Source organism: Burkholderia sp. Tr-20390, from assembly GCF_017104595.1.
Classification (GTDB): domain Bacteria; phylum Pseudomonadota; class Gammaproteobacteria; order Burkholderiales; family Burkholderiaceae; genus Burkholderia.
This window is the reverse complement of record NZ_JAAGPC010000148.1, coordinates 1-21,789: the sequence shown is the minus strand read 5'-3', so window position 1 is coordinate 21,789 and position 21,789 is coordinate 1. Positions and strand designations below refer to the sequence as shown.

The following is a 21,789-nucleotide window of genomic DNA, read 5'->3' as shown; positions in this document are numbered from 1 at the left end:
GTGACTGCGGTTCAGCCGTCTGCTCTTCCGATCCCCGCCGCTTCGTTCGCGCCGGCCGTCACTTCGCCGCGCGCGACGCCGAGGCCGGCGCGCGCATCGCCGAGCGTGCCGGATACCCAGACGTCGTCGCCGTCGCGCGCGGCGTCCCGCCGCAGTACCGCGTCGGGCGCGACTTCGCCGAACACGGTCACGCACAGGTTCAGCGGGCCGCTCGTCGTGTCGCCGCCGATCAGCTCGCAGCGGTAGCGCTCGGCGAGCGCGAACAGCCCGTTGCTGAACGCTTCCAGCCACGCGGCGTCGGCCCGCGGCAGCGCGCACGCGAGCGTGAACGCGCGCGGCTCGGCGCCCATCGCCGCGAGGTCGGACAGGTTGACCGCGAGCGTCTTGTGGCCGAGCGCGTCGGGCGCGACGTCGGGGAAGAAGTGGCGGCCTTCCACCAGCATGTCCGTCGAAATGGCCAGCAATTTCCCGGATCGGGGCGTGATCAACGCGCAGTCGTCGCCGATGCCGAGCGTCGACGCACGGGCGCCCTGCGCGGCGCGGCGCGTGAAGAAGCGTTCGATCAGCGAAAACTCGGAGAGGGCGGCTGGCACGGCGGATGGATCCGAAACGATGGAAGGAACGGCATTGTACGAGGCGAGCGGCGGCGTTCCTGCACCGTTCAGTACAATTTTGTCGCGGCTGTTGCACCCGAATCGCCGGTCTGGCGGCCGATGATTGGCGCTACAATGCCGTCGAAGAGTTATTCTAATCCGCCCGCCAAGAGACACATGTCTACCCAAGCCTCCTCCAAAGCCAAACTCCGCGAAGCCGCGCTCGACTATCACGAATTCCCGACCCCCGGGAAAATCGCGATCGCCCCGACCAAGCAGATGATCAACCAGCGCGACCTCGCGCTCGCGTACTCGCCGGGTGTGGCGTACGCGTGCGAGGAGATCGTCGAGAATCCGCTCAACGCGGCGCGCTTCACCGCGCGCAGCAACCTGGTCGGTGTCGTCACGAACGGGACAGCGGTGCTCGGTCTCGGCAACATCGGCCCGCTCGCGTCGAAGCCGGTGATGGAAGGCAAGGCGGTGCTGTTCAAGAAGTTCGCGGGCATCGACGTGTTCGACATCGAGCTGAACGAGTCGGACCCGCACAAGCTGGTGGACGTGATCGCCGCGCTGGAGCCGACCTTCGGCGGGATCAACCTGGAAGACATCAAGGCGCCGGACTGCTTCATCGTCGAGCGCGAAGCGCGCAAGCGGATGAAGATTCCGGTGTTCCACGACGACCAGCACGGCACCGCGATCGTGGTGGCCGCGGCCGTCACGAACGGGCTGAAGGTCGTCAACAAGGACATCAAGAAGGTCAAGCTGGTGGCGTCCGGCGCAGGTGCCGCCGCGCTCGCGTGTCTCGACCTGCTGGTCGACATCGGCCTGCCGCTCGAGAACATCATCGTGACCGACCTGGCGGGCGTGGTCTACAAGGGCCGCACCGAGCTGATGGATCCGGACAAGGAGCGTTTCGCCCGCGAAACGGAAGCCCGGACGCTGGCCGAAGTGATCGACGGCGCGGACATCTTCCTCGGCCTGTCGGCTGCCGGCGTGCTGAAGCAGGAGATGGTGAAGGGCATGGCCGAGCGCCCGCTGATCCTCGCGCTCGCGAACCCGACGCCGGAGATCCTGCCGGAACTCGCACTCGAAGTGCGGCCGGACGCCGTGCTGGCCACGGGCCGCACCGATTACCCGAACCAGGTCAACAACGTCCTGTGCTTTCCGTTCATCTTCCGCGGCGCGCTCGACGTCGGCGCGACGACGATCACGCGTGAAATGGAGATCGCGGCCGTCAACGCGATCGCCGAGCTCGCGCAGCACGAGCAGAGCGACATCGTCGCGACCGCGTACGGCATCCAGGACCTGTCGTTCGGGCCCGAATACCTGATTCCGAAGCCGTTCGATCCGCGCCTGATCGTGAAGATCGCGCCGGCCGTCGCGCAGGCCGCGATGGACGGCGGCGTCGCGACACGCCCGATCGAGGACATGGACGCGTACAAGCAGCACCTGCAACAGTTCGTGTACCACAGCGGCACGACGATGAAGCCGATCTTCCAGATCGCGCGCGCTGCGCCGGAAGAGAAGAAGCGCGTCGTGTTCGCGGAAGGCGAAGAAGAGCGCGTGTTGCGCGCCGTTCAGATCATCGTCGACGAAAAACTCGCGAAGCCGATCCTGATCGGCCGCCCGTCGGTGATCGAGCACCGTATCCAGCGCTACGGCCTGCGCCTGACGCCGGGTACCGACTTCACGGTCGTCAACACCGAGCACGACGAGCGCTACCGCGACTTCTGGCAGACGTACTACAAGATGATGGCGCGCAAGGGCATCAGCGAGCAGCTCGCGCGCGTCGAGATGCGCCGCCGCACGACGCTGATCGGCTCGATGCTGGTGAAGAAGGGTGAAGCGGACGGGATGATCTGCGGCACGATCAGCACCACGCACCGCCACCTGCACTTCATCGACCAGGTGATCGGCAAGCGCCCGGGCTGCAGCGTGTACGCGGCGATGAACGGCCTCGTGCTGCCGGGCCGCCAGATTTTCCTCGTCGACACGCACGTGAACGTCGATCCGACCCCGGAAGAGCTGGCCGAGATCACGATCATGGCGGCGGAAGAAGTGCGCCGCTTCGGGATCGAGCCGAAGGTCGCGCTGCTGTCGCACTCGAATTTCGGCACGAGCAACGCCCCTTCTGCGAAGAAGATGCGCGATACGCTCGCGATCCTGCAGGAACGTGCGCCCGAGCTGAAGGTGGACGGCGAGATGCATGGCGACGTCGCGCTCGACGCGGCGCTGCGCAAGGAAATCCTGCCGGAATCGACGCTGGAAGGCGAAGCGAACCTGCTGATCCTGCCGAACATCGACTCCGCGAACATCGCGTACAACCTGCTGAAGACGGCCGCGGGCAACAACATCGCGATCGGGCCGATCCTGCTGGGCGCGGCGCAGCCGGTGCACGTGCTGACCGAATCGGCGACCGTTCGCCGCATCGTCAACATGGCGGCGCTGCTGGTCGCCGACGTGAACGCCACGCGCTGAGCCAAAACGAACGCGCCAGGCCGGTCGAACCGGCGTGGCGCGTCGGGCGAAATTGTAAACAAAAGCAAAAAGAGGCGTGCCCGCAATGGGCACGCCGCGGGCAGGGCGCAAACGCGCTTCCCTCAAGCAACATCAGCATCTCTCTCCACTCAGCGTAGCCGGCGTGGCAAGGAGGCAGAGTCTTGCCATGCCAGAGATGCCGCCCGTATTTTATCTCATGAAAGATAAATGTAGTGTGATTTCGGTAAAAAATGCGCCATTCCGGGTATCACTGGCCTTTCGATTCCCAAACGGACATTGATTCGCGCGGCCAATAACGCTACGCTAACGCCTTTGTTGGTCGTCAACTACTTGATTTAACAGCGGGAACCCTGGTTCATGGCACGCAAGTGGCTCCGCAACGGCGCGCTCGCGTCCGTCTTCGCGATGTTCGCGATGGGTATCGTCGGCACGCCGACGGGCAGTCTGGTTTCCGCCGCTTACGCACGGGAGGCCGTTCCGGCCGACGTGGCGGCGAGCGGGCTCGATACGATTCCGACCGCCCGTCTTCCGCGCGAGGCCGTGACCACGCTGGGCCTGATCGGCGCCGGCGGTCCGTATCCGTACGAGAAAGACGGCGTCGTGTTTGGCAACCGCGAGCGGATCCTGCCAAAAGCGAAGCGCGGCTACTACCATGAATACACGGTGCCGACGCCGCGTGCCCGCAATCGCGGGGCGCGCCGGATCGTCTGTGGCGGGCCATTGCGCCGGATCGACAACTGTTATTACACGGGCGACCACTACAACAGTTTTAAACGTATTGTTGAATGACTTCGGGACGAATGGCATGAGCGACTCCATCTACGCGCACGAAACGGCGGCGGCGGAACTGTTCGCGGCCGGCGACGGCAATCTGTTTCAGCGCGTGATCCAACTGCACGCGGCGGCGCAGGCTGGCAGCACGCCGGAGCAACAGGAAGCCGAGCCCGGGCTTTCATCGAACGAGGAGCCTATGAGCCTTTTCACGACCGTGCGACCCAATCTCGTGCAGTCGATCCGCGCGTTCCGCGTGCAGGATCTTGCCGACGAAGCCGGCCGGCTCGGCCAGCATTTCCTGTATGCGTTTTGCGGCGCCGCGCAGTCGAAGCAGGAAGTGATGGAAACGATCGCGACGTCGTTCCTGTTCCCCAAGCATTTCGGGAAGAACTACGACGCGCTGTACGACTCCCTGACCGACCTCGTCGCGAAGGCCGGCGCGCAGCCCGGTTTCGTGATCGTCCTCGAAGGGCTGCCGATCGCGCAGAAGTTCGACAAGGAAGGGCGCGAGACGCTGCTCGACGTGTTCCGCGAGGCGGCCGAATTCTGGGCCGAGCGCAAGGTCGCGTTCCGCGTGTTCTACTCGTTCGCGTAAGCGCACGTCGGCCAGCGGCCGATTCGGCGAATCATCCTTCGGAAGCCCGCTTCGAGCGGGCTTTTTTGCGCCTGCGCGATGCGTGCGGGCCGGAACGGCGTGTGGCCCGCTGAATCGGCCTTTCATCCGGCACTTTTTTTCGAGACAATCTCGGTCGGCCCGGTCGCGGCAGCCGCCGCATCGGGCGTACAAAACAAACCATCGAGAGAGGGCTGTCTTCCCATGAATATTTCCCGTTCCGCACGCGCCGTCGTGCTGCCCCTGCTGGTCGCGGCGGGCGCCGTGCATGCGGCGCCGCTGACGCCCGAGCAGACCGTCGACCTTTACATCGGCGCATTCGTCAACGGCGATGTGTCGAAAGCCCGCGAGTTCAACGATGCGGTGCGCGCGAGTTACGGCGGCAAGGACGCGCTCAACGTCGACGTTCTGTCGAAGATGGGCGATTCGATGCGCAAGGACATGGCCGACGGGATGCTGGAGCCGATGCCGCCGAAGGTGAGCGCTGCGCTGCGCCCATCCGTCGAAGGGGCCGTCGCTGCGTATCTGCGTGCGCTCAATCGCTCGGAGTGCAAGGCAACCGGGTCGTCGCAGCAACCGAACTCGGCTCGCGAGGGCGAGACGATCGCGACGGTCGAGTTTGCGTGCCGCGTCCCGGATGCAAGGCCCGGCGGAGAGGCGTTGGCGGAAAAGCTTGGCGACGGTCGTCGGCTGAAGAACGACGCTGCACGCATCGTCGCGTTTCAGAAGATCTTCTCCGGCATGGCGAAGGTGCTGGACGCAGCGCCGGTTACGTACCCCGTGACGGGCAAGATCGATGTCTACAGCCTCGACGGCGGCTGGACGACCGGCAGCCCGCAAGACGTGCTGACGCCGGTGCTCGATGCGTTGTCAGAAGCGATGCCGCATGGCTCGTCGAGCGACAAGTAAGTTGCGATAGACCGCCGCGTCGCGACGGGCCGCATTCCAGCGGCGATGCCGGCCGCGTATCGCGCAGCGGCTGGCGTGCGGTCAGGGCGTGTCGCGCCGTCTTGCGGCGGCACGACTTCCCGTCACCACCCGCCCCAGCGCGCCGCAAGCGCCGCGAGCACGGCCGCGCCAGCCGTCTCGGTACGCAGCACGCGGGGCCCGAGCGACAGCGCGGTGAACCCGCGTGCGCGGGCCGCGTGTTCCTCGTCGGGCGACAGCCCGCCTTCCGGCCCGATCAGCAGCGTGACGGTTGCAGCGGGCGGCGTGTCGGGCAGCGACGCGAACGGGATGCTCGCGCGCGGCGACAGCAGCAGCCGCAGTTCGCCGTCGACCGGTGTCACCGGCAGCGTATCGAGCCAGGTGTTGAAGCCGGCGACCGGCGCGACGTCGGGCACGCGGTTGCGCCCGCATTGCTCGCACGACGCGCGCACGACGCCGCGCCAATGCGCGACGCGCTTGTCCGCGCGCTCGCCGGCGAGCTTCACGACGCCGCGCGCGGTCGACAGCGGCACGACCGCCGTCACGCCGAGCTCGACGGCCTTCTCGATCACCCAGTCCATCTTGTCGCCGCCGGCGATGCCTTGCGCGAGCGCCACGCGATAGGGTGGCTCGGCCTCGGCCGGTTCGAACGTGTCGATCTGCGCGAGCGCGCTGCGCTTGTCGATCTCGACGAGCCGCGCGCGGTACTGGCCGCCGGTGCCGTCGAACAGCGCGAGCACGTCGCCGGGCTGCAGGCGCAGCACCTGTGCGTGGCGCGCGACCTCGGCCGGCAACGCGAGCGTGGCGTCGGCGCGCAGGGCCGCGTCGACGAAAAAGCGCGGCACGGCCGCGGTGGTGGTGGCTTCGTTCATGCGTGTAACGGTTGGGGTCATGCGTCGAGACGGCGCCCGAGCGCCCATCGGTAGCCGTCGAGGTCCTCGATCTGCGCGAACCGGTCGCCCCAGAACTGATCCTGCGGCGCGCTCAGCGACTTCGCGCCCGCGTCGAGCGCGCGCTGCCAGGTGGCGTCGACGTCGTCGACATACAGGTAGAACGATTGCGGCGCGGTGGCGTTCGCACTTTTCGGCGTGAGCGCGGGCGAGCCGAACGCGCCTTCGGGTGCGAACATCACGATCAACTGGCCGTGATAGGCCATCTCGACGTGCATGATCGCGCCGTCTTCGTCGTGCACGTCGCGTACCGTGAAGCCGAATGCGGCCTTGAAGAACTCGATGGCCGCGCGCGCGTTGCGTACGACCAGGTAGGGTGTCAACCAAGGCACGTTGGCCGGACGTGGATCGGTCATGAAAATCTCCTGTGGGGGCGCTTGGGCACGTGTTCTGATTCCATGCCCGGGCGTTCGTTCAGGGGGCGGCACGGCGTCCAGGACGTTCCGCCCCGGTGCCATGCATCGCGAATCCTGCTGGGACGCGATGGAAAAACGGAAGCGAGGCGGCCGCGCGGACGTTCAGCGGCGAACGCCCAGTGTATCGCGCAGCGCGCGCGGCAGGGCAAAGAGGGACGCATGCAGCCGCGCGTCGTAGTAGCGCAAGCCCTGGACGCGGCGGGCCGCGAGCCGTTCGTCGATGTCGTGTGCGAACAGCGCGGCCGCGTCGAGCGTGTCGCTCGCGATCGCCATCAGCCACTGCGAGCCGTACAGCGGCACGTGCGCGGACAGCGGATCGACGACCGCGAAGCTCGCGCGCAGGTCGTCGAGCAGCGCGGCGATGCGCGCCGCGTGGAACACCGGCGAGCCGAGATGCATCGAGATCGCGCCGCACGGCGTCAGGATCCGCTTGAGCCGCGCATAGAACGCGCGGGTATAGAGGCCGGCCGCCGGTGAATCGGGCGGCGTGAGGTCGAACACGACGAGATCGAAATGCTCGACGGTCGACTCGACGAAATGCGCGGCGTCGCCGATCACGACCTCGACGCGCGGGTCGTCGAGCGCACCCTGGTGCACGTCGTCGAGATACCGGCGCGCCATCCCGACCACCTCGTCGTCGAGTTCCGCGATCACGATCCGCGCGATGCACGCGTGCTTGAGCAGCTGGCGCGCCGCACCGCCGTCGCCGCCGCCGAGCACGAGCGCCTTGCGCGGCGACGGATGCGCGAGCGCGGCCGGGTGCGTCATGCACTCGTGATAGACGTACTCGTCGCCGACCGACGTCATCGGTCGGCCGTCCAGCGTGAACAGGCGGCCGAGCTGCGGGGTTTCCCAGACCTCGATCTGCTGGTGCGGCGACGCGACGTGCGCGAGCCGCCGGGCGTTCGGGAAGCCGTAGGCGGAGTCGGGCGTAGGGTGGAAAAGTAGAGTCGTGCTCACGGGCGGGCCACTCAGGGCTGGCAGTTCCGACGTCTGAATTATAGGAGGCGGGCGGTTTGACGGAAAACCGTGCCGGAACACTACTCGCCGACAAGGGAAATGTCAGCCCATCTGTTAAAATGACGAGCTTTGCAGCCCCGTCCGTAGGCTCCGTCCGCTTCGCGTCCGTCAGGCGCCGCACCGCGCGCCGGGAACGATTGACGCTCGAGCTTCCGGATGCCGCCGTGCCCCCGTTTCCTCGACTCGTTCTCCGGACTCGACATGACGACTTCGTCTCCCGCCTCCACCACCCTGATGGCCAATGCGATCCGTGCGCTCGCAATGGACGCCGTCCAGCAAGCGAACTCCGGCCACCCCGGCATGCCGATGGGCATGGCCGAAATCGGCGTCGCGCTCTGGTCGCGCCATCTGAAGCACAACCCGACGAACCCGCACTGGGCAGACCGCGACCGCTTCGTGCTGTCGAACGGCCATGGCTCGATGCTGCTGTACTCGCTGCTGCACCTGACCGGCTACGACCTGCCGATCGAAGAGCTGAAGAACTTCCGCCAGCTGCACTCGAAGACGCCGGGCCACCCGGAATACGGCATCACGCCGGGCGTCGAGACGACCACCGGCCCGCTCGGCCAGGGTCTCGCGAACGCGGTCGGCATGGCGCTCGGCGAAGCGCTGATGGCCGACGAGTTCAACCGTGACGGCGCGAAGATCGTCGATCACCACACGTACGTGTTCCTCGGCGACGGCTGCCTGATGGAAGGCATCTCGCACGAAGCCTGCTCGCTCGCCGGCACGCTGAAGCTGAACAAGCTGATCGCGCTGTACGACGACAACGGCATCTCGATCGACGGCGACGTCGTGAACTGGTTCCACGACGATACCCCGAAGCGTTTCGAAGCCTATGGCTGGAACGTGATCCCGAACGTGAACGGCCATGACGTCGACGCGGTCGACGCAGCCATCGCGAAGGCGAAGCTGTCGGACAAGCCGACGCTGATCTGCTGCAAGACGGTGATCGGCCAGGGCGCGGCGACCAAGGCCGGCGGCCACGACGTGCACGGCGCGGCGCTCGGCGCGGAAGAAATCGCGAAGACGCGCGCGGCACTCGGCTGGACCTGGGAGCCGTTCGTGATTCCGCAGGAAGTCTATGCGGCATGGGACGCGAAGGAAGCCGGCAAGCGCGCCGAGTCCGAATGGGACGCGACGTTCGCGGCCTATCGCGCGAAATTCCCGGCAGAAGCCGCCGAATTCGAGCGCCGGATGGCCAACCAGCTGCCGGCCGACTGGGCCGAAAAGGCTGCGGCGATCATCGCCGGCGCGAACGAGCGCGGCGAGACGGTCGCGACCCGCAAGGCGTCGCAGCAGGCGATCGAAGGCCTGGCTGCCGCGCTGCCCGAACTGCTCGGCGGCTCGGCCGACCTGACCGGCTCGAACCTGACCAACTGGAAGGCATCGAAGGCCGTCCGTGCGAATCCGGAAGGCCCGGGCGTCAAGCTGGGCAACCACATCAACTACGGCGTGCGCGAATTCGGCATGAGCGCCGCGATCAACGGCCTCGCGCTGCACGGCGGCCACAAGCCGTTCGGCGGCACGTTCCTGACGTTCTCCGACTACAGCCGCAACGCGCTGCGCGTGGCCGCGCTGATGAAGGTGCCGTCGATCTTCGTGTTCACGCACGACTCGATCGGCCTCGGCGAAGACGGCCCGACGCACCAGTCGATCGAGCACGTGTCGAGCCTGCGCCTGATCCCGAACCACGACGTATGGCGTCCGGCCGACACGGTCGAAACGGCCGTCGCCTGGACCCACGCGGTCGCCGCCGACCGTCCGTCGAGCCTGATCTTCAGCCGCCAGAACCTGGCGTTCAACCCGCGTACCGATGCGCAGATCGCGAACATCGAGAAGGGCGGCTACGTGCTGAAGGACTGGGACGAAGAGATCGTCGCGCGCAAGATCATCCTGATCGCGACGGGCTCGGAAGTCGAACTCGCGATGAAGGCCGTCGAGCCGCTCGCGCAGCAAGGCATCGCGGCACGCGTCGTGTCGATGCCGTCGACCAACGTGTTCGACCGCCAGGACGCCGAATACCGTGAGCGCGTGCTGCCGCACGGCGTGCGCCGCGTCGCGATCGAAGCGGGCGTGACGAGCTTCTGGCACAAGTACGTCGGCCTCGAAGGCGGCGTCGTCGGGATCGACACGTTCGGCGAATCGGCGCCGGCCGGCGTGCTGTTCAAGTACTTCGGCTTCACCGTCGAGCACGTCGTCGAGACCGCCAAGGCCGTGCTGGCCTAAAGAGACAGACGCGACGCGCGCCACCCCTCGCGCGCGTCGCACCGTGAAGCTGCACGAAACGAATTTTTTCAGCCATCAGGAGATAGACCATGACGATTCGCGTCGCAATCAACGGCTACGGCCGCATCGGCCGCAACACGCTGCGCGCGTTCTACGAGAACGGCAAGAAGCACGACATCGAGATCGTCGCGATCAACGATCTGGGCGATGCGAAGACCAACGCGCACCTGACCCAGTACGACACCGCGCACGGCAAGTTCCCGGGTGAAGTGTCGGTCGACGGCGACTACCTCGTCGTGAACGGCGACAAGATCCGCGTGCTGGCGAACCGCAACCCGGCCGAACTGCCGTGGGGCGAGCTGGGCGTCGACGTCGTGATGGAATGCACGGGCTTCTTCACGACGAAGGAAAAGGCCAGCGCGCACCTGAAGGGCGGCGCGAAGAAGGTGATCATCTCGGCACCGGGCGGCAAGGATGTCGACGCAACGATCGTCTACGGCGTGAACCATGACGTGCTGAAGGCCGAGCACACCGTCATCTCGAACGCATCGTGCACGACGAACTGCCTCGCGCCGCTCGTCAAGCCGCTGAACGACAAGATCGGCCTCGAAACCGGCCTGATGACGACGATCCACGCGTACACGAACGACCAGGTGCTGACGGACGTCTACCACGAAGACCTGCGCCGCGCGCGTTCGGCCACGCACAGCCAGATCCCGACGAAGACGGGCGCTGCTTCGGCCGTCGGCCTCGTGCTGCCGGAACTGAACGGCAAGCTCGACGGTTACGCGATCCGCGTCCCGACGATCAACGTGTCGATCGTCGACCTGTCGTTCATCGCGAAGCGCGACACGACGGTCGAGGAAGTCAACGCGATCATGAAGGAAGCGTCGGAAGGCGCGCTGAAGGGCATCCTCGGCTACAACGACGCACCGCTGGTGTCGATCGACTTCAACCACAACCCGGCTTCGTCGACGTTCGACGCGACGCTGACCAAGGTGTCGGGCCGCCTCGTGAAGGTGTCGAGCTGGTACGACAACGAGTGGGGTTTCTCGAACCGCATGCTGGATACGGCTGTCGCGTTCGCGAACGCGAAGTAATCCCGCACGTTGCGCGGCCGCTGCGAGGCGGCCTGCGTAGCGAACGAGCCCGGCCCGGTTTTCCGGCCGGGCTTTTTCATTGCCCGTCGTTATGGCTCGATGCTGCCGTCACCTGCTCGAGCGCGGCGACGAACGCGCGCTTCAGCGGGCTGTCGAGGTCGGTCCACGCGAGGCCGATGCCGGTGCGGTGCCCGGCCAGGTCGAGCGGCCGCGCGAGTACGTTCGGCGGCAGCGCGCTGGCGGCTTCTGCAGGAATCAACCCGATGCCCATTCCCGCCGCGACGAGCGCGAGCATCGTCGTGAATTCCCCGAACTCCCGCGCGATCTCGAGCGTCGTGCCCGCGCGGCTCAGCGCGAGCAGCATGTCGTCGTGAAAGCCCGGCGCGTAGCGGCGCGCGAGCACGAACGCGGGCTGGCCGCGCAGCGCGGCCGGCGCGATCGCATCGTGCGCGGCGAGCGGATGGTCGAGCGGCAGCGCGACGACGAAACCTTCCTCCAGCACCACGCGCGTGTCGATGCCCGCATACACGGCCGGCAGCCGGATCATCCCGAAATCGATCCGCCGGTCGCGCAGCGCGGCGATCTGGTCGGGCGTCGGCAGGTCCTTCAGTTCGAGCGTGATCAGCGGATAGCGCTCGCGCATCGTGCGCAGCACGGCCGGCAGCAGCACGGGCAGCACCGACGACACGAACGCGATCCGCAGCGTGCCGATCTCGCCGCGGCTCGACAGCCGCGCCATCTGTTCCGCGCGCGCGGCCTGCTGCAGCGTGGCGCGCGCCTCGGGCAGGAACACGCGCCCCGTATCGCTCAGTTCGACCTTGTGCCGGTCGCGCTCGAACAGGCGCGCGCCGAGTTCTTCCTCGAGCGCCTTGATCTGCATGCTCAGCGCGGGCTGCACGATGAACAGGCGCTGCGCGGCGCGCCCGAAATGCAGCTCTTCCGCGAGCGTGACGAAGGCGCGCAATTGCTTGAGTTCCATGGGCGGCGGGCAGGCGAGGGCGGTGATCAAGTTTCATGATAACCGGATCAAAAAAGACCATTGGCGCGGCGCCCGGCCGGCAGCCGAAGATATCGTCAACGCGAGACCGGCTGCGATGGGCCGCCGGCTCGACTGGCACGAGGAGACACGCATGACCGACGCGCTTGAACGGTTCCGCCTCGACGGCCGCCGCGCACTGATTACCGGTTCCGGACGCGGGATCGGGCTGACGCTCGCCCGCGGGCTGGCCGAAGCGGGGGCGGCGATCGTCATCAACGATCGCAATGAGGAGAAGGCCGCAGCGCTCGTGCAGCATCTGCGCGAGGCAGGCTTCACGGCCGACTACGCGGTATTCGACGTCGCCGAGCACGCGCAGGTGCGCGCGGCGATCGACGATGTCGAGGCGCGCATCGGCGCGATCGACATCCTCGTGAACAACGCGGGCATCCAGCGCCGCGCACCGCTCGACGCGTTCGACCCCGACGACTGGCATGCGCTGATGCGCGTGAACCTCGACGGCGTGTTCAACGTCGCGCAGGCGGTCGCGCGGCACATGATCGCGCGCGGCCGCGGCAAGATCATCAACATCTGCTCGGTGCAGAGCGAGCTCGCACGGCCGACGATCGCGCCGTACGCGGCGACCAAGGGCGCGGTGCGGATGCTGACGAAAGGGATGTGCGCCGACTGGGCGCGCCACGGCATCCAGGCGAACGGCCTCGCGCCCGGCTATTTCGAAACCGAACTCAACCGCGCGCTGGTCGACGACGCGGCGTTCTCGGACTGGCTGTGCAAGCGCACGCCGGCCGGCCGCTGGGGGCGCGTCGACGAACTGTGCGGCGCGGCGATCTTCCTCGCGTCGGCCGCATCCGATTTCGTGAACGGCCAGACGCTGTTCGTCGACGGCGGCTTGACCAGTGCCGTCTGACAAGGAGGCTGTCATGCGTATGCGTTGCATGTGTGTCGTGATCCACGGGCCGAACGACCTGCGGGTCGAAGAGCAGGACGCGGGCGAGATCGGCCCGGGCCAGGTGCGCGTCGAGGTCGCGATGGGCGGCATCTGCGGCTCCGATCTTCATTACTTCCGGCACGGCGGTTTCGGCGCGATCCGGCTGCAGCAGCCGATGGTGCTCGGCCACGAGGTCGCCGGCACGGTTGCGGAAGTGGCGCCGGACGTGACGTCGGTGAAGGTCGGCGATCGTGTCGCGGTCAATCCGAGCCGGCCGTGCGGCGCGTGCCGCTATTGCCTCGAAGGGCTGCCGAATCAGTGTCTCGACATGCGCTTCTACGGCAGCGCGATGCGGATGCCGCACGTGCAGGGCGCGTTCCGCAACGCGCTCGTGTGCGACGCGGTGCAGTGCGTGAAGGTTGCCGACCACGTGCCGCTGTCGCTCGCGGCGCTCGCCGAACCGTTCGCGGTCGGGCTGCATGCGGTGTCGCGCGCGGGCCCGCTGATCGGCAAGCGCGTGCTGGTGTCGGGCTGCGGGCCGATCGGCGTGCTGGCGGTGGCAGCGGCGCGCGTGCACGGCGCGGCGGAGATCGTCGCGACCGACGTCGTCGAGGCGCCGCTGGCCGTGGCGAGCGCGCTCGGCGCCGACCGCACGATCAATGCGGCGGCCGATGCCGGCTGGGTCGAGCGCTACGGCGCCGACAAGGGCACGTTCGACGTGATGATCGAGTGTTCGGGCAATGCGCGCGCGCTGCGTGACGGGCTGGACGTGATGCGTCCGCGTGGGGTCGTCGTGCAGCTCGGGCTCGGCGGCGATGTCAGCCTGCCGCAGAACGTCGTGGTCGCGAAGGAGCTGTCGATCTGCGGGTCGTTCCGTTTTCATGCGGAATTCGCGCTCGCGGTGCAGTTGATCAACGCGGGGCGCGTCGACCTGCGCCCGGCCGTCACGCGCGTGTTCCCGATGCGCGATGCGAACCTCGCGTTCGAACTGGCCGGTGACCGGCAGCGCGCGATGAAGGTGCTGATCGACTTCGCGGACCAGGCCGCGTGACGATCACGCGCTAGCGCGCGACGGACGGACTCGACGTCATGAAAAAGGCACGCCCGCGATTTGCGCGGCGTGCCTTTTTTCGTCGTGCGGCGAACACGCGCTACTGCGTTACTGCGTGACCTGCCGCATGCCGATGCGCTGCGACGCGAGCCACAGCGCGATCAGCACGCCGGCAAGCGCCGCGCCCGCGATGCACACGCCGCGCCAGCCGTCGATCCCGTACGCGACGCTCGCCGCGAACGACCCGAATGCGCCGCCGATGAAGTAGCTCGTCAGGTAGATCGTCGTCACGCGGCTGCGCGCGTTGCCGGCCAGCGCATAGATCACGCTCTGGTTCGAGATGTGCATGCCCTGCACGCCGACGTCGAGCAGCAGGATGCCCGCGATCAGCGCCGCGAGCGAGTGCGCGCCGGCGGCGATCAGCGCGAACGACGCGAGCACGGCCGCCGCGAACAGCCCCGTTGCCGCATTGCCGTGGCCGCGATCGACGAGCCGGCCGGCCGACGTCGCCGCGAGCGCGCCCACCGCGCCGACGATGCCGAACAGGCCGATCTGCCCTTCGGAATAGCTGTACGGCGGCTGGCTGAGCAGGAATGTGAGGCCCGTCCACAGCAGGCTGAAGCACGCGAACACGAGCGCGCCGTAGGTCGAGCGCAGTGCGATCAGCGGTTGTGCGCGCACCAGCGCGACGAGCGACTTCATCAACGCCGCATAGTCGACGCGCGCATCGCGGCGATCCTTCGGCAGCTTCACGGCGAGCACGACGGTCAGGGCCGCCACCATCACCGCCGCGATGCCGTACACCGCACGCCAGCCGAACCCGTCGGCGATCGCACCGGCCGCGACGCGCGCGAGCAGGATGCCGAGCAGCAGCCCGCTCATCACGGTGCCGACCGCGCGGCCGCGCGAGCGCGCATCGGCAAGCGATGCGGCGAACGGCACGAGCAGCTGCGTCGAACAGGTGACGAAGCCGACCGCGACGTTCGCGACGACGAACATCGTGAAGTTCGTGCTGAACGTGACCGCGACCAGCGCGACGACGTTGAGCATCAGCAGCCGCACGATCAGCGTATGACGGTTGACCGCGTCGCCGAGCGGAACGATCAGCAGCAGGCTCGCCGCGTAACCGAGCTGCGTCAGCGTGACGAGATAGCCGAGCTCGGTCGGCGCGCGCCCGAAGCTGCGCGCGATCGCGGCGAGCAGCGGCTGCGCGTAATAGATGTTGCCGATGACGATGCCGCACGCGCAGGCGAACAGCAGCGTCATGGCGCGGGTCAGGGGAGGATGGGTGTCGTGATGCGGTTCCATGGTCGCGAAAAACAGCGGCGCCGGCCGGCGGCACGGAGCCGTCGGATGCGCGGGGTGACGGAAATCGGGGCCGGCGTCGACGGCTCGGCGGTGAGCCGATGCGCGCCGGGCGGATCGCGGCCGGGCCCGGATCGGGCGGGCGGCGGATCGTCGTGCGGCGGCGGAGGCAGGGCGGGCCCGGGCGAGCCGTTCCGGTGCGCTGGCAGTGGTCATGCACGGGAACGGATGTGCGTATGATGCGGGAATCGAGCCATAGCGTCCAAGACTGGATCGTTATGCGCTTCATTGGCAAAACCAATACCTCGGCCGCCATGCTCCTCCGCCACATCCGCTATTTCCTGGCCGTCGCCGAGCAGCGCAGTTTCACGCGCGCGGCCGACGCGCTGCACGTGTCGCAGCCGACGCTGTCGCAGCAGGTGCGCCAGCTCGAGGACACGCTCGGCGTGCCGTTGTTCGACCGCTCGGGCCGCACGGTGCAACTCACCGAGTTCGGCGAAGTCTATGCGCGCCATGCGCGCGCCGCGCTGCACGAGCTCGATGCGGGTCAGCGCGCGCTGCACGACGTCGCCGATCTCGGCAGCGGGTCGCTGCGGCTCGCGATGATGCCGACCTTCGCGGCCTACCTGAGCGGCTCGCTGATCGACGCGTTCCATGCCGACTATCCGAACGTCGCGCTGACGATCGATGCGATGCCGCAGGCGCGCATCGAGGCGCTGCTCGCCGACGACCGGCTCGACGCGGGCTTCGCGTTCATGCCGCCGCGTGCGCCGGACATCGACGCGCTGCCGCTGTGGGACGAGCCGCTCGCGCTCGTGACGGGCCGCACGCATCGTCTTGCACGGCGCCGTCGCGCGCTGACGCCGGCCGAGCTGGGCGGCGAGCCGCTGGTGCTGCTGAGCCGCGCGTTCGCGACGCGCGAGCGCATCGACCGGTATTTCATCGAACACGGCGCGCAGCCGAAGATCGCGATCGAGACGAATACGGTCAGCGCGGTGCTGGAGCTCGTGCGGTGCGGCCGGCTCGCGACGGTGCTGCCCGACGCGGTCGCGCGCGAGAGCGCCGACCTGTGCGCGCTGGAGATCGATCCGCCGCTGCCCGCGCGCACGGCCGCGCTGCTCACGCGCAAGGGCGCGTACCGCAGCGTCGCGGCGCGTGCGTTCATCGAGCGTGCGCTCGCGTATCGGGATCCGTCGGGAAGTTGACCGGCAAGACCGGGCGGCGCGCGCGACGGGCGGCCGCCCGGGCCGTCACGTGCGGGGTGTCGGGAAGAAGATGCCCGCGCGCTGCGCGGCGTTCGCGATGTGCGTTTCGATCGCGATGCCGGCGGCGCCCGCATCGCGCGCGATCAGCGCGTCGACGATCGCGCGGTGCTCCTGCCACGTCGACAGCAGCAGCTCGCGCCGGTAGAACGGCATGCGCTGGCTTTCCTTCATGATGTCCGCGCTGCTGCGCAGCACCGATTCGATCGCCGCGTTGCCGGCGAGATGGATGATCCGCATGTGGAAGTCGAAGTCGAGTTGCGACGCGTCGTCGAGCGCGTTTTCGGTGAGCGCGACGTGCAGGTCGGCGAGGTTGTCCTCGAACCACGCGATGTCGTCGTCACTGACGACGTGCGCGGCCATCCGCGCGGCGAACCCTTCGAGCGCGTAGCGCATCTGGTACGTGTCGGGCGGCGACGACTGCTCGGCGAAGCGCCATGCATGCGCGGCCGTGGCCTGCGCGCTTTCGACGTACACGCCCTTGCCGGCGCGGATGCGCAGCATCCCGAGCGCCTCGAGCGTCGACAGCGCCTCGCGCAGCGACGCGCGGCTGATCTCCAGCTCCTCGGAGAGCTGGCGCTGGGCCGGCAGCAGGCTGCCGACCGGATAAACGCCTGCCTCGATCCGGTCGCGGATCGTCGCGATGGCGGCGTCGGTCACGGTATGCGGAACGTTTTTCATGATGTGAACTTGGGCCGGTCTGACCGGCATTGTAATCCGCACGCAGGCGGTGCATGGCCGGCCTACGGGAAAGCCACGATCCGCCCCTCACGGTGCATCGAAACCAGGGCAGGCAGGGGCGGGAAATCCCTATTTTGTCGGTCCTTGACGCGACTATATCGGCTTCCTACTATCCACCATAACATCACTGGTCTTACCAGTATGAACAGACGAAACTGCAACCGTTGGATCGGGAGAGCGCCGTGTCGAAATTCCTCAATTCGCTGTTTGGCCGAGTAGTCGTCGCATTGATTCTAGGGATCGCGCTCGGCGCGTTCTTCCCGCATTTCGCCGAGTCGCTGCGACCGCTCGGCGACGGCTTCCTGAAGCTCATCAAGATGGTGATCGGGCCGATCGTGTTCTGCGTCGTGGTCAGCGGGATGGCCAATGCGGGCGACCTGAAGAAGGTCGGCCGGGTCGGCCTGAAGGCCGTCATCTACTTCGAGATCATGACGACGCTCGCGCTCGGCATCGGCCTCGTGCTCGCGTGGCTCACGCGCCCGGGCGTCGGGATGAACATCGACCTGCGCTCGCTCGACGCGTCGTCGCTCGCGTCGTACGCGAAGAACGCCGAAAGCCTGAAGGACACGGCCGGCTACCTGATGAAGATCATCCCCGAGACCGCGATCGACGCGTTCGCGAAGGGCGACATCCTGCAGATCCTCGTGTTCGCGGTGCTGTTCGGCTCCGCGCTGTCGCTGCTCGGCGACAAGGCGCAGCGCGTCAACTCGCTGATCGAGGAACTGTCGCACGTGTTCTTCCGGATCATCGGCTTCATCATCAAGCTCGCGCCGCTCGGCGTGCTCGGCGCGATCGCGTTCACGACCGGCAAGTACGGCGTCGCGTCGCTCAAGCAGCTCGGCTACCTGGTCGCGGTGTTCTACCTGAGCTGCTTCGTGTTCGTCACGGTCGTGCTCGGCGCGGTGATGCGGCTCGCGGGCTTCTCGGTGTTCAAGCTGATCCGCTACCTGCGCGAGGAACTGTCGATCGTGCTCGGCACGGCGTCGTCGGACGCGGTGCTGCCGCAGGTGATGCGCAAGCTCGAATACATGGGCGTGAAGGATTCGACGGTCGGCCTCGTGATCCCGACCGGCTATTCGTTCAACCTCGATGGTTTCTCGATCTACCTGACGCTCGCGGTGCTGTTCATCGCGCAGGCCACCAACACGCCGCTGTCGACGCATGACCTGATCGTCGTGCTGCTCGTGTCGCTCGTCACGTCGAAGGGCGCGCACGGGATCCCGGGCTCGGCGATCGTGATCCTCGCGGCGACGCTGTCGGCGATCCCCGCGATTCCGGTACTCGGCCTCGTGCTGATCCTGCCGGTCGACTGGTTCGTCGGCATCGCCCGCGCGCTGACCAACCTGATCGGCAACTGCGTCGCGACGGTGGTCGTCGCGGTGTGGGAGAACGACATCGATCGTGCCCGCGCGACCCGCGTGCTGAATCGCGAGCTGCGCTACGTGCCGGCCGAAGAGGAAGGCCGCGCGGCGCCGGTCGCCGGCGACCAGGCTCACGCGCTCTGAGCGCACCCCCGCGCGGGGCGGCTTCCCCTGGTCGTCCCGCGCACCCGAATTCATGCGGCCGGCGCCTCGATGCGCCGGCACGCGATCCAACATCAGGAGACGACATGGCAGCCCCCATCCTCGATCCGAATGCGCCGGCCTTCACGCGGCGTTACATGAATCTCGCCGACCCGCGTCTCGGGGCGCAGGCGCTCTTTGCCAGCGACGAATTCTTCGCGCCGAAGGAGCGCATGCTGAATCCCGAGCCGGCCGTGTTCATCCCCGGCAAGTACGACGACCACGGCAAGTGGATGGACGGCTGGGAAACGCGCCGCAAGCGCACGACCGGCCACGACTTCTGCGTGGTGCGGCTCGCGCGGCCGGGCGTGATCCACGGCGTCGACCTCGATACGAGCCATTTCACCGGTAACTTTCCGCCGGCCGCGTCGATCGACGCGTGCGTCGCCGAAGGCGCCACGCCGCCTGATGACGCCGAATGGCGCCCGATCGTCCCGGCGACGACGCTGCAGGGCAATTCGCATCACTACGTGAGTGTCGACGATGCGCGGCCCTATACGCACCTGCGCGTGAACCTGTACCCGGACGGCGGCCTCGCACGGCTGCGCGTGTACGGCCAGCCGCAGCGTGACTGGCGCCAGGTGCCGGCCGGCGAGCTCGTCGATCTCGCGGCGATCGAGAACGGCGGCTACCTGGTGGCGGCGAACAACCAGCACTTCGGCCCGGCGTCGCAGATGCTGATGCCGGGGCGCGGCGTGAACATGGGCGACGGCTGGGAAACGCGGCGGCGCCGCGAGCCCGGCAACGACTGGGCGATCGTCGCGCTCGCGCGGCCGGGCATCATCCGGCGCGTCGAGGTCGATACCGCGTTCTTCAAGGGCAATTTCCCCGACCGTTGCTCGCTGCAGGCCGCTCGGGTCGCGGGCGGCACCGACGATTCGCTCGTCACGCAGGCGATGTTCTGGGCCGAACTGCTCGGCGAGCAGAAGCTGCAGATGGACCACGTTCACACGTTCGACCAGCTTGCCGCGCTCGGCCCCGTCACGCACGTGCGTTTCAACATCTTCCCGGACGGCGGCGTGTCGCGCCTGCGTCTGTGGGGCGAGCCGGCTTGAAGGAGGGCAACGGCATGAGCGAATCCCGGATCCTGCGCGTCGAGCGCCTGACGCGCGAAGCGTTCGCGCCGTTCGGCGACGTGATCGCGCTCGAAGGCGCGCGGCATTTTCCGATCAACGGCGGCACGACCGAGCGCTTCCACGATCTCGCGACGATCGACGTATGCGCGGACGGCGGCCGCCCGCTCGTCAGCGTGTTCCGCGCGCAGCCGCGCGCGCTGCCGGTCGCGGTCACGCTGATGGAGCGCCATCCTCACGGCAGCCAGGCATTCATCCCGCTCGCGGCCGTGTCGCGCTACGCGATCGTCGTCGCGCCGGCCGGCGAGTTCCGGCCCGACGCGATGCGCGCGTTCCTCGCGGAAGGCTGGCAGGGCGTGAATTATGCGAAGGGCGTCTGGCACCATCCGCTGCTCGCGCTCGACGCGGTCAGCGATTTCGTGATCGTCGATCGCGGCGGGCCGCAGCCGAATTGCGACGAGATCCCGCTCGAGCGTGCGTGGGCGCTCGAGTTCGAGCCGGCCTGCGCGGCCTGACGCAAGGGCAACGCCCGGCTCCGACTGCCTGACGGCCGCCCGGGCGGGCGTGTCGAAGGGTTTTCGAAAGCCTGGGGCGCACGACCCACGCGACGGTGCGTCGCCGTTATCCCGAAAAGAACACGGCCCGGGCGGCAAGATGCCGGCCGGGCCGTGCTGCGTGCGCGAGGCGCGCGAATCAGTGCTTGCGGTGCGGGCAGTTCTCGGTCGTGCACGAACCGTACATCGCGAGCGAGTGCTCCTGGAGCCGGAAGCCGCGCTCCTTCGCGATCGCCTGCTGGCGGCCTTCGATCTCGGCGTCGAAGAATTCCTCGACACGGCCGCAATCGAGGCACACGAGGTGATCATGGTGCGAGCCTTCGTTCAGTTCGAACACGGCCTTGCCGGATTCGAAGTTGCTGCGCGTGAGCAGGCCGGCCTGCTCGAACTGCGTCAGCACGCGGTAGACGGTGGCCAGCCCGATGTCGAGCTGCTCGTTGAGCAGGTTCCGGTAGACGTCTTCTGCCGTCAGGTGGCGCACCGGGCTTTGCTGGAAGATCTCGAGAATCTTGAGGCGCGGTAGGGTGGCCTTTAGCCCGATATTCTTGAGATCCGTCGGATTGGTCATGGCTAGGCATCCCTAGAGTACAATGCAGGGCTTCAATGTTACCGGCTTTTCGCCGTTCCAGAAACACGCGCGGCCTGCACACGGGCCTGCACGGTGAGGGAAATGATTCCAGAATCTCTTTCGCACTTTCAGAGGAGCCGCATGCGGAGTGTCATCATCGCTGCCGCCGCCGTTGCCGCGCTGGCTGGTTGTTCGTCGTACGACAGCGTGACGCAGCGCATCGCGCAGAGCATCACCCCCTACCGGATCACCGTCGTGCAAGGCAACTTCGTGTCGCAGGAGAAGGCCGCGCAGCTGCAGGTCGGCATGTCGCGCGAGCAGGTGCGCGCGTTGCTCGGCACCCCGTTGCTGGCCGACATGTTCCACGCCGACCGTTGGGACTACCTCTTTTACTTCAAGCGCGGCTCGACGGCAGTCGTCCAGCAGCGCGATCTCGTCGTGACGTTCTCGGGCGATCGCCTGGCGAGCTGGACGGGGGCGGACAACCTGCCTTCGGAACTCGACCTGCTGGCCGATATCGACGGCGACCGCGGCGGCAAGAAGGCGAAGGCGGCCGCAGCGGCGAAGAAGGCCGCCGAGGCTGCCGCCGCCGCGAGCGCCGCGCAAGCGGCCGCGAGCGCGCCGGCG

20 protein-coding genes and 1 pseudogene are annotated in these 21,789 nt (G+C 67.6%); 13 read left to right on the top strand and 8 right to left on the bottom strand.

The window, feature by feature from the left end:
- Positions 1-62 precede the first annotated feature (62 nt).
- Positions 63-593, bottom strand: a pseudogene (gene thiL / locus G3N98_RS29630) (thiamine-phosphate kinase); the annotation flags it as partial.
- A gap of 135 nt (positions 594-728) precedes the next feature.
- Here thiL and G3N98_RS29625 point away from each other — a divergent pair.
- From G3N98_RS29625 to G3N98_RS29610, 4 genes are all read left to right on the top strand, one after another.
- Positions 729-3,071, top strand: a complete 2,343-nt coding sequence (locus tag G3N98_RS29625; RefSeq protein WP_277396924.1) for an NADP-dependent malic enzyme — start codon at positions 729-731, stop codon at positions 3,069-3,071.
- 378 nt (positions 3,072-3,449) lie between these two features.
- Complete coding sequence (locus tag G3N98_RS29620; protein WP_031398890.1) at positions 3,450-3,881, top strand: ribonuclease; 432 nt, start codon at positions 3,450-3,452, stop codon at positions 3,879-3,881.
- A 16-nt stretch (positions 3,882-3,897) separates the two neighbouring features.
- Complete coding sequence (locus tag G3N98_RS29615) at positions 3,898-4,461, top strand: barstar family protein (RefSeq protein ID WP_089424464.1); 564 nt, start codon at positions 3,898-3,900, stop codon at positions 4,459-4,461.
- Between the two features lie 222 nt (positions 4,462-4,683).
- A complete protein-coding gene (locus tag G3N98_RS29610) occupies positions 4,684-5,388 on the top strand; it encodes a hypothetical protein (protein WP_175238212.1) in 705 nt (234 codons plus the stop codon).
- 122 nt (positions 5,389-5,510) lie between these two features.
- Here the strand turns inward: G3N98_RS29610 and G3N98_RS29605 are convergent, their stop codons facing one another.
- From G3N98_RS29605 to speE, 3 genes are all read right to left on the bottom strand, one after another.
- On the bottom strand, positions 5,511-6,278 hold the full coding sequence (locus G3N98_RS29605; RefSeq protein ID WP_206150158.1) for a 16S rRNA (uracil(1498)-N(3))-methyltransferase: 768 nt from the start codon (positions 6,276-6,278) through the stop codon (positions 5,511-5,513).
- A 17-nt stretch (positions 6,279-6,295) separates the two neighbouring features.
- A complete protein-coding gene (locus G3N98_RS29600) occupies positions 6,296-6,712 on the bottom strand; it encodes a VOC family protein (RefSeq protein ID WP_206150157.1) in 417 nt (138 codons plus the stop codon).
- A 162-nt stretch (positions 6,713-6,874) separates the two neighbouring features.
- A complete protein-coding gene (gene speE / locus G3N98_RS29595; protein WP_089439211.1) occupies positions 6,875-7,732 on the bottom strand; it encodes a polyamine aminopropyltransferase in 858 nt (285 codons plus the stop codon).
- A 216-nt stretch (positions 7,733-7,948) separates the two neighbouring features.
- Between speE and tkt the strand changes: the two genes are divergently transcribed.
- Entirely contained in the window at positions 7,949-10,021 is a 2,073-nt protein-coding gene (gene tkt / locus G3N98_RS29590) for a transketolase (protein ID WP_089424470.1), read from the top strand.
- A gap of 89 nt (positions 10,022-10,110) precedes the next feature.
- Positions 10,111-11,121, top strand: coding sequence for a type I glyceraldehyde-3-phosphate dehydrogenase (gap, locus tag G3N98_RS29585; protein ID WP_059500962.1), 1,011 nt, complete (start codon positions 10,111-10,113; stop codon positions 11,119-11,121).
- A gap of 76 nt (positions 11,122-11,197) precedes the next feature.
- Here the strand turns inward: gap and G3N98_RS29580 are convergent, their stop codons facing one another.
- On the bottom strand, positions 11,198-12,100 hold the full coding sequence (locus G3N98_RS29580) for a LysR substrate-binding domain-containing protein (RefSeq protein ID WP_206150156.1): 903 nt from the start codon (positions 12,098-12,100) through the stop codon (positions 11,198-11,200).
- A gap of 151 nt (positions 12,101-12,251) precedes the next feature.
- Here G3N98_RS29580 and G3N98_RS29575 point away from each other — a divergent pair, with 151 nt between their 5' ends.
- Both G3N98_RS29575 and G3N98_RS29570 read left to right on the top strand, forming a co-directional pair.
- Positions 12,252-13,025 carry an SDR family NAD(P)-dependent oxidoreductase gene (locus tag G3N98_RS29575; RefSeq protein ID WP_206150155.1) on the top strand — a complete coding sequence of 258 codons (774 nt, stop codon included), beginning with the start codon at positions 12,252-12,254 and terminating at the stop codon, positions 13,023-13,025.
- A gap of 13 nt (positions 13,026-13,038) precedes the next feature.
- Positions 13,039-14,097, top strand: coding sequence for an L-idonate 5-dehydrogenase (locus G3N98_RS29570; RefSeq protein WP_206150154.1), 1,059 nt, complete (start codon positions 13,039-13,041; stop codon positions 14,095-14,097).
- Between the two features lie 108 nt (positions 14,098-14,205).
- On the opposite strand, the gene G3N98_RS29565 is transcribed toward G3N98_RS29570, so the two are convergent.
- A complete protein-coding gene (locus G3N98_RS29565; RefSeq protein WP_206150153.1) occupies positions 14,206-15,405 on the bottom strand; it encodes an MFS transporter in 1,200 nt (399 codons plus the stop codon).
- 311 nt (positions 15,406-15,716) lie between these two features.
- On the opposite strand from G3N98_RS29565, the gene cynR reads away from it, so the two are divergent.
- Positions 15,717-16,607 carry a transcriptional regulator CynR gene (gene cynR, locus G3N98_RS29560; RefSeq protein WP_206150152.1) on the top strand — a complete coding sequence of 297 codons (891 nt, stop codon included), beginning with the start codon at positions 15,717-15,719 and terminating at the stop codon, positions 16,605-16,607.
- 45 nt (positions 16,608-16,652) lie between these two features.
- Here cynR and G3N98_RS29555 read toward each other — a convergent pair whose 3' ends face one another.
- Positions 16,653-17,375, bottom strand: a complete 723-nt coding sequence (locus G3N98_RS29555) for a FadR/GntR family transcriptional regulator (RefSeq protein ID WP_089472139.1) — start codon at positions 17,373-17,375, stop codon at positions 16,653-16,655.
- A 212-nt stretch (positions 17,376-17,587) separates the two neighbouring features.
- Between G3N98_RS29555 and G3N98_RS29550 the strand changes: the two genes are divergently transcribed.
- The 3 genes from G3N98_RS29550 (at position 17,588) to G3N98_RS29540 (ending at position 20,555) form a co-directional block, all read left to right on the top strand.
- Complete coding sequence (locus G3N98_RS29550) at positions 17,588-18,910, top strand: C4-dicarboxylate transporter DctA (RefSeq protein WP_046546282.1); 1,323 nt, start codon at positions 17,588-17,590, stop codon at positions 18,908-18,910.
- A gap of 104 nt (positions 18,911-19,014) precedes the next feature.
- Positions 19,015-20,022: an allantoicase gene (alc, locus tag G3N98_RS29545; protein WP_089472140.1), complete on the top strand. Its 1,008-nt coding sequence runs from the start codon at positions 19,015-19,017 to the stop codon at positions 20,020-20,022.
- 14 nt (positions 20,023-20,036) lie between these two features.
- A complete protein-coding gene (locus tag G3N98_RS29540) occupies positions 20,037-20,555 on the top strand; it encodes an ureidoglycolate lyase (protein WP_069247118.1) in 519 nt (172 codons plus the stop codon).
- A gap of 178 nt (positions 20,556-20,733) precedes the next feature.
- On the opposite strand, the gene fur is transcribed toward G3N98_RS29540, so the two are convergent.
- Positions 20,734-21,162 carry a ferric iron uptake transcriptional regulator gene (gene fur / locus G3N98_RS29535; RefSeq protein ID WP_011350926.1) on the bottom strand — a complete coding sequence of 143 codons (429 nt, stop codon included), beginning with the start codon at positions 21,160-21,162 and terminating at the stop codon, positions 20,734-20,736.
- Between the two features lie 141 nt (positions 21,163-21,303).
- Between fur and G3N98_RS29530 the strand changes: the two genes are divergently transcribed.
- A partial coding sequence (locus G3N98_RS29530) for an outer membrane protein assembly factor BamE (protein ID WP_206150151.1) occupies positions 21,304-21,789 on the top strand: 486 nt, incomplete at its 3' end.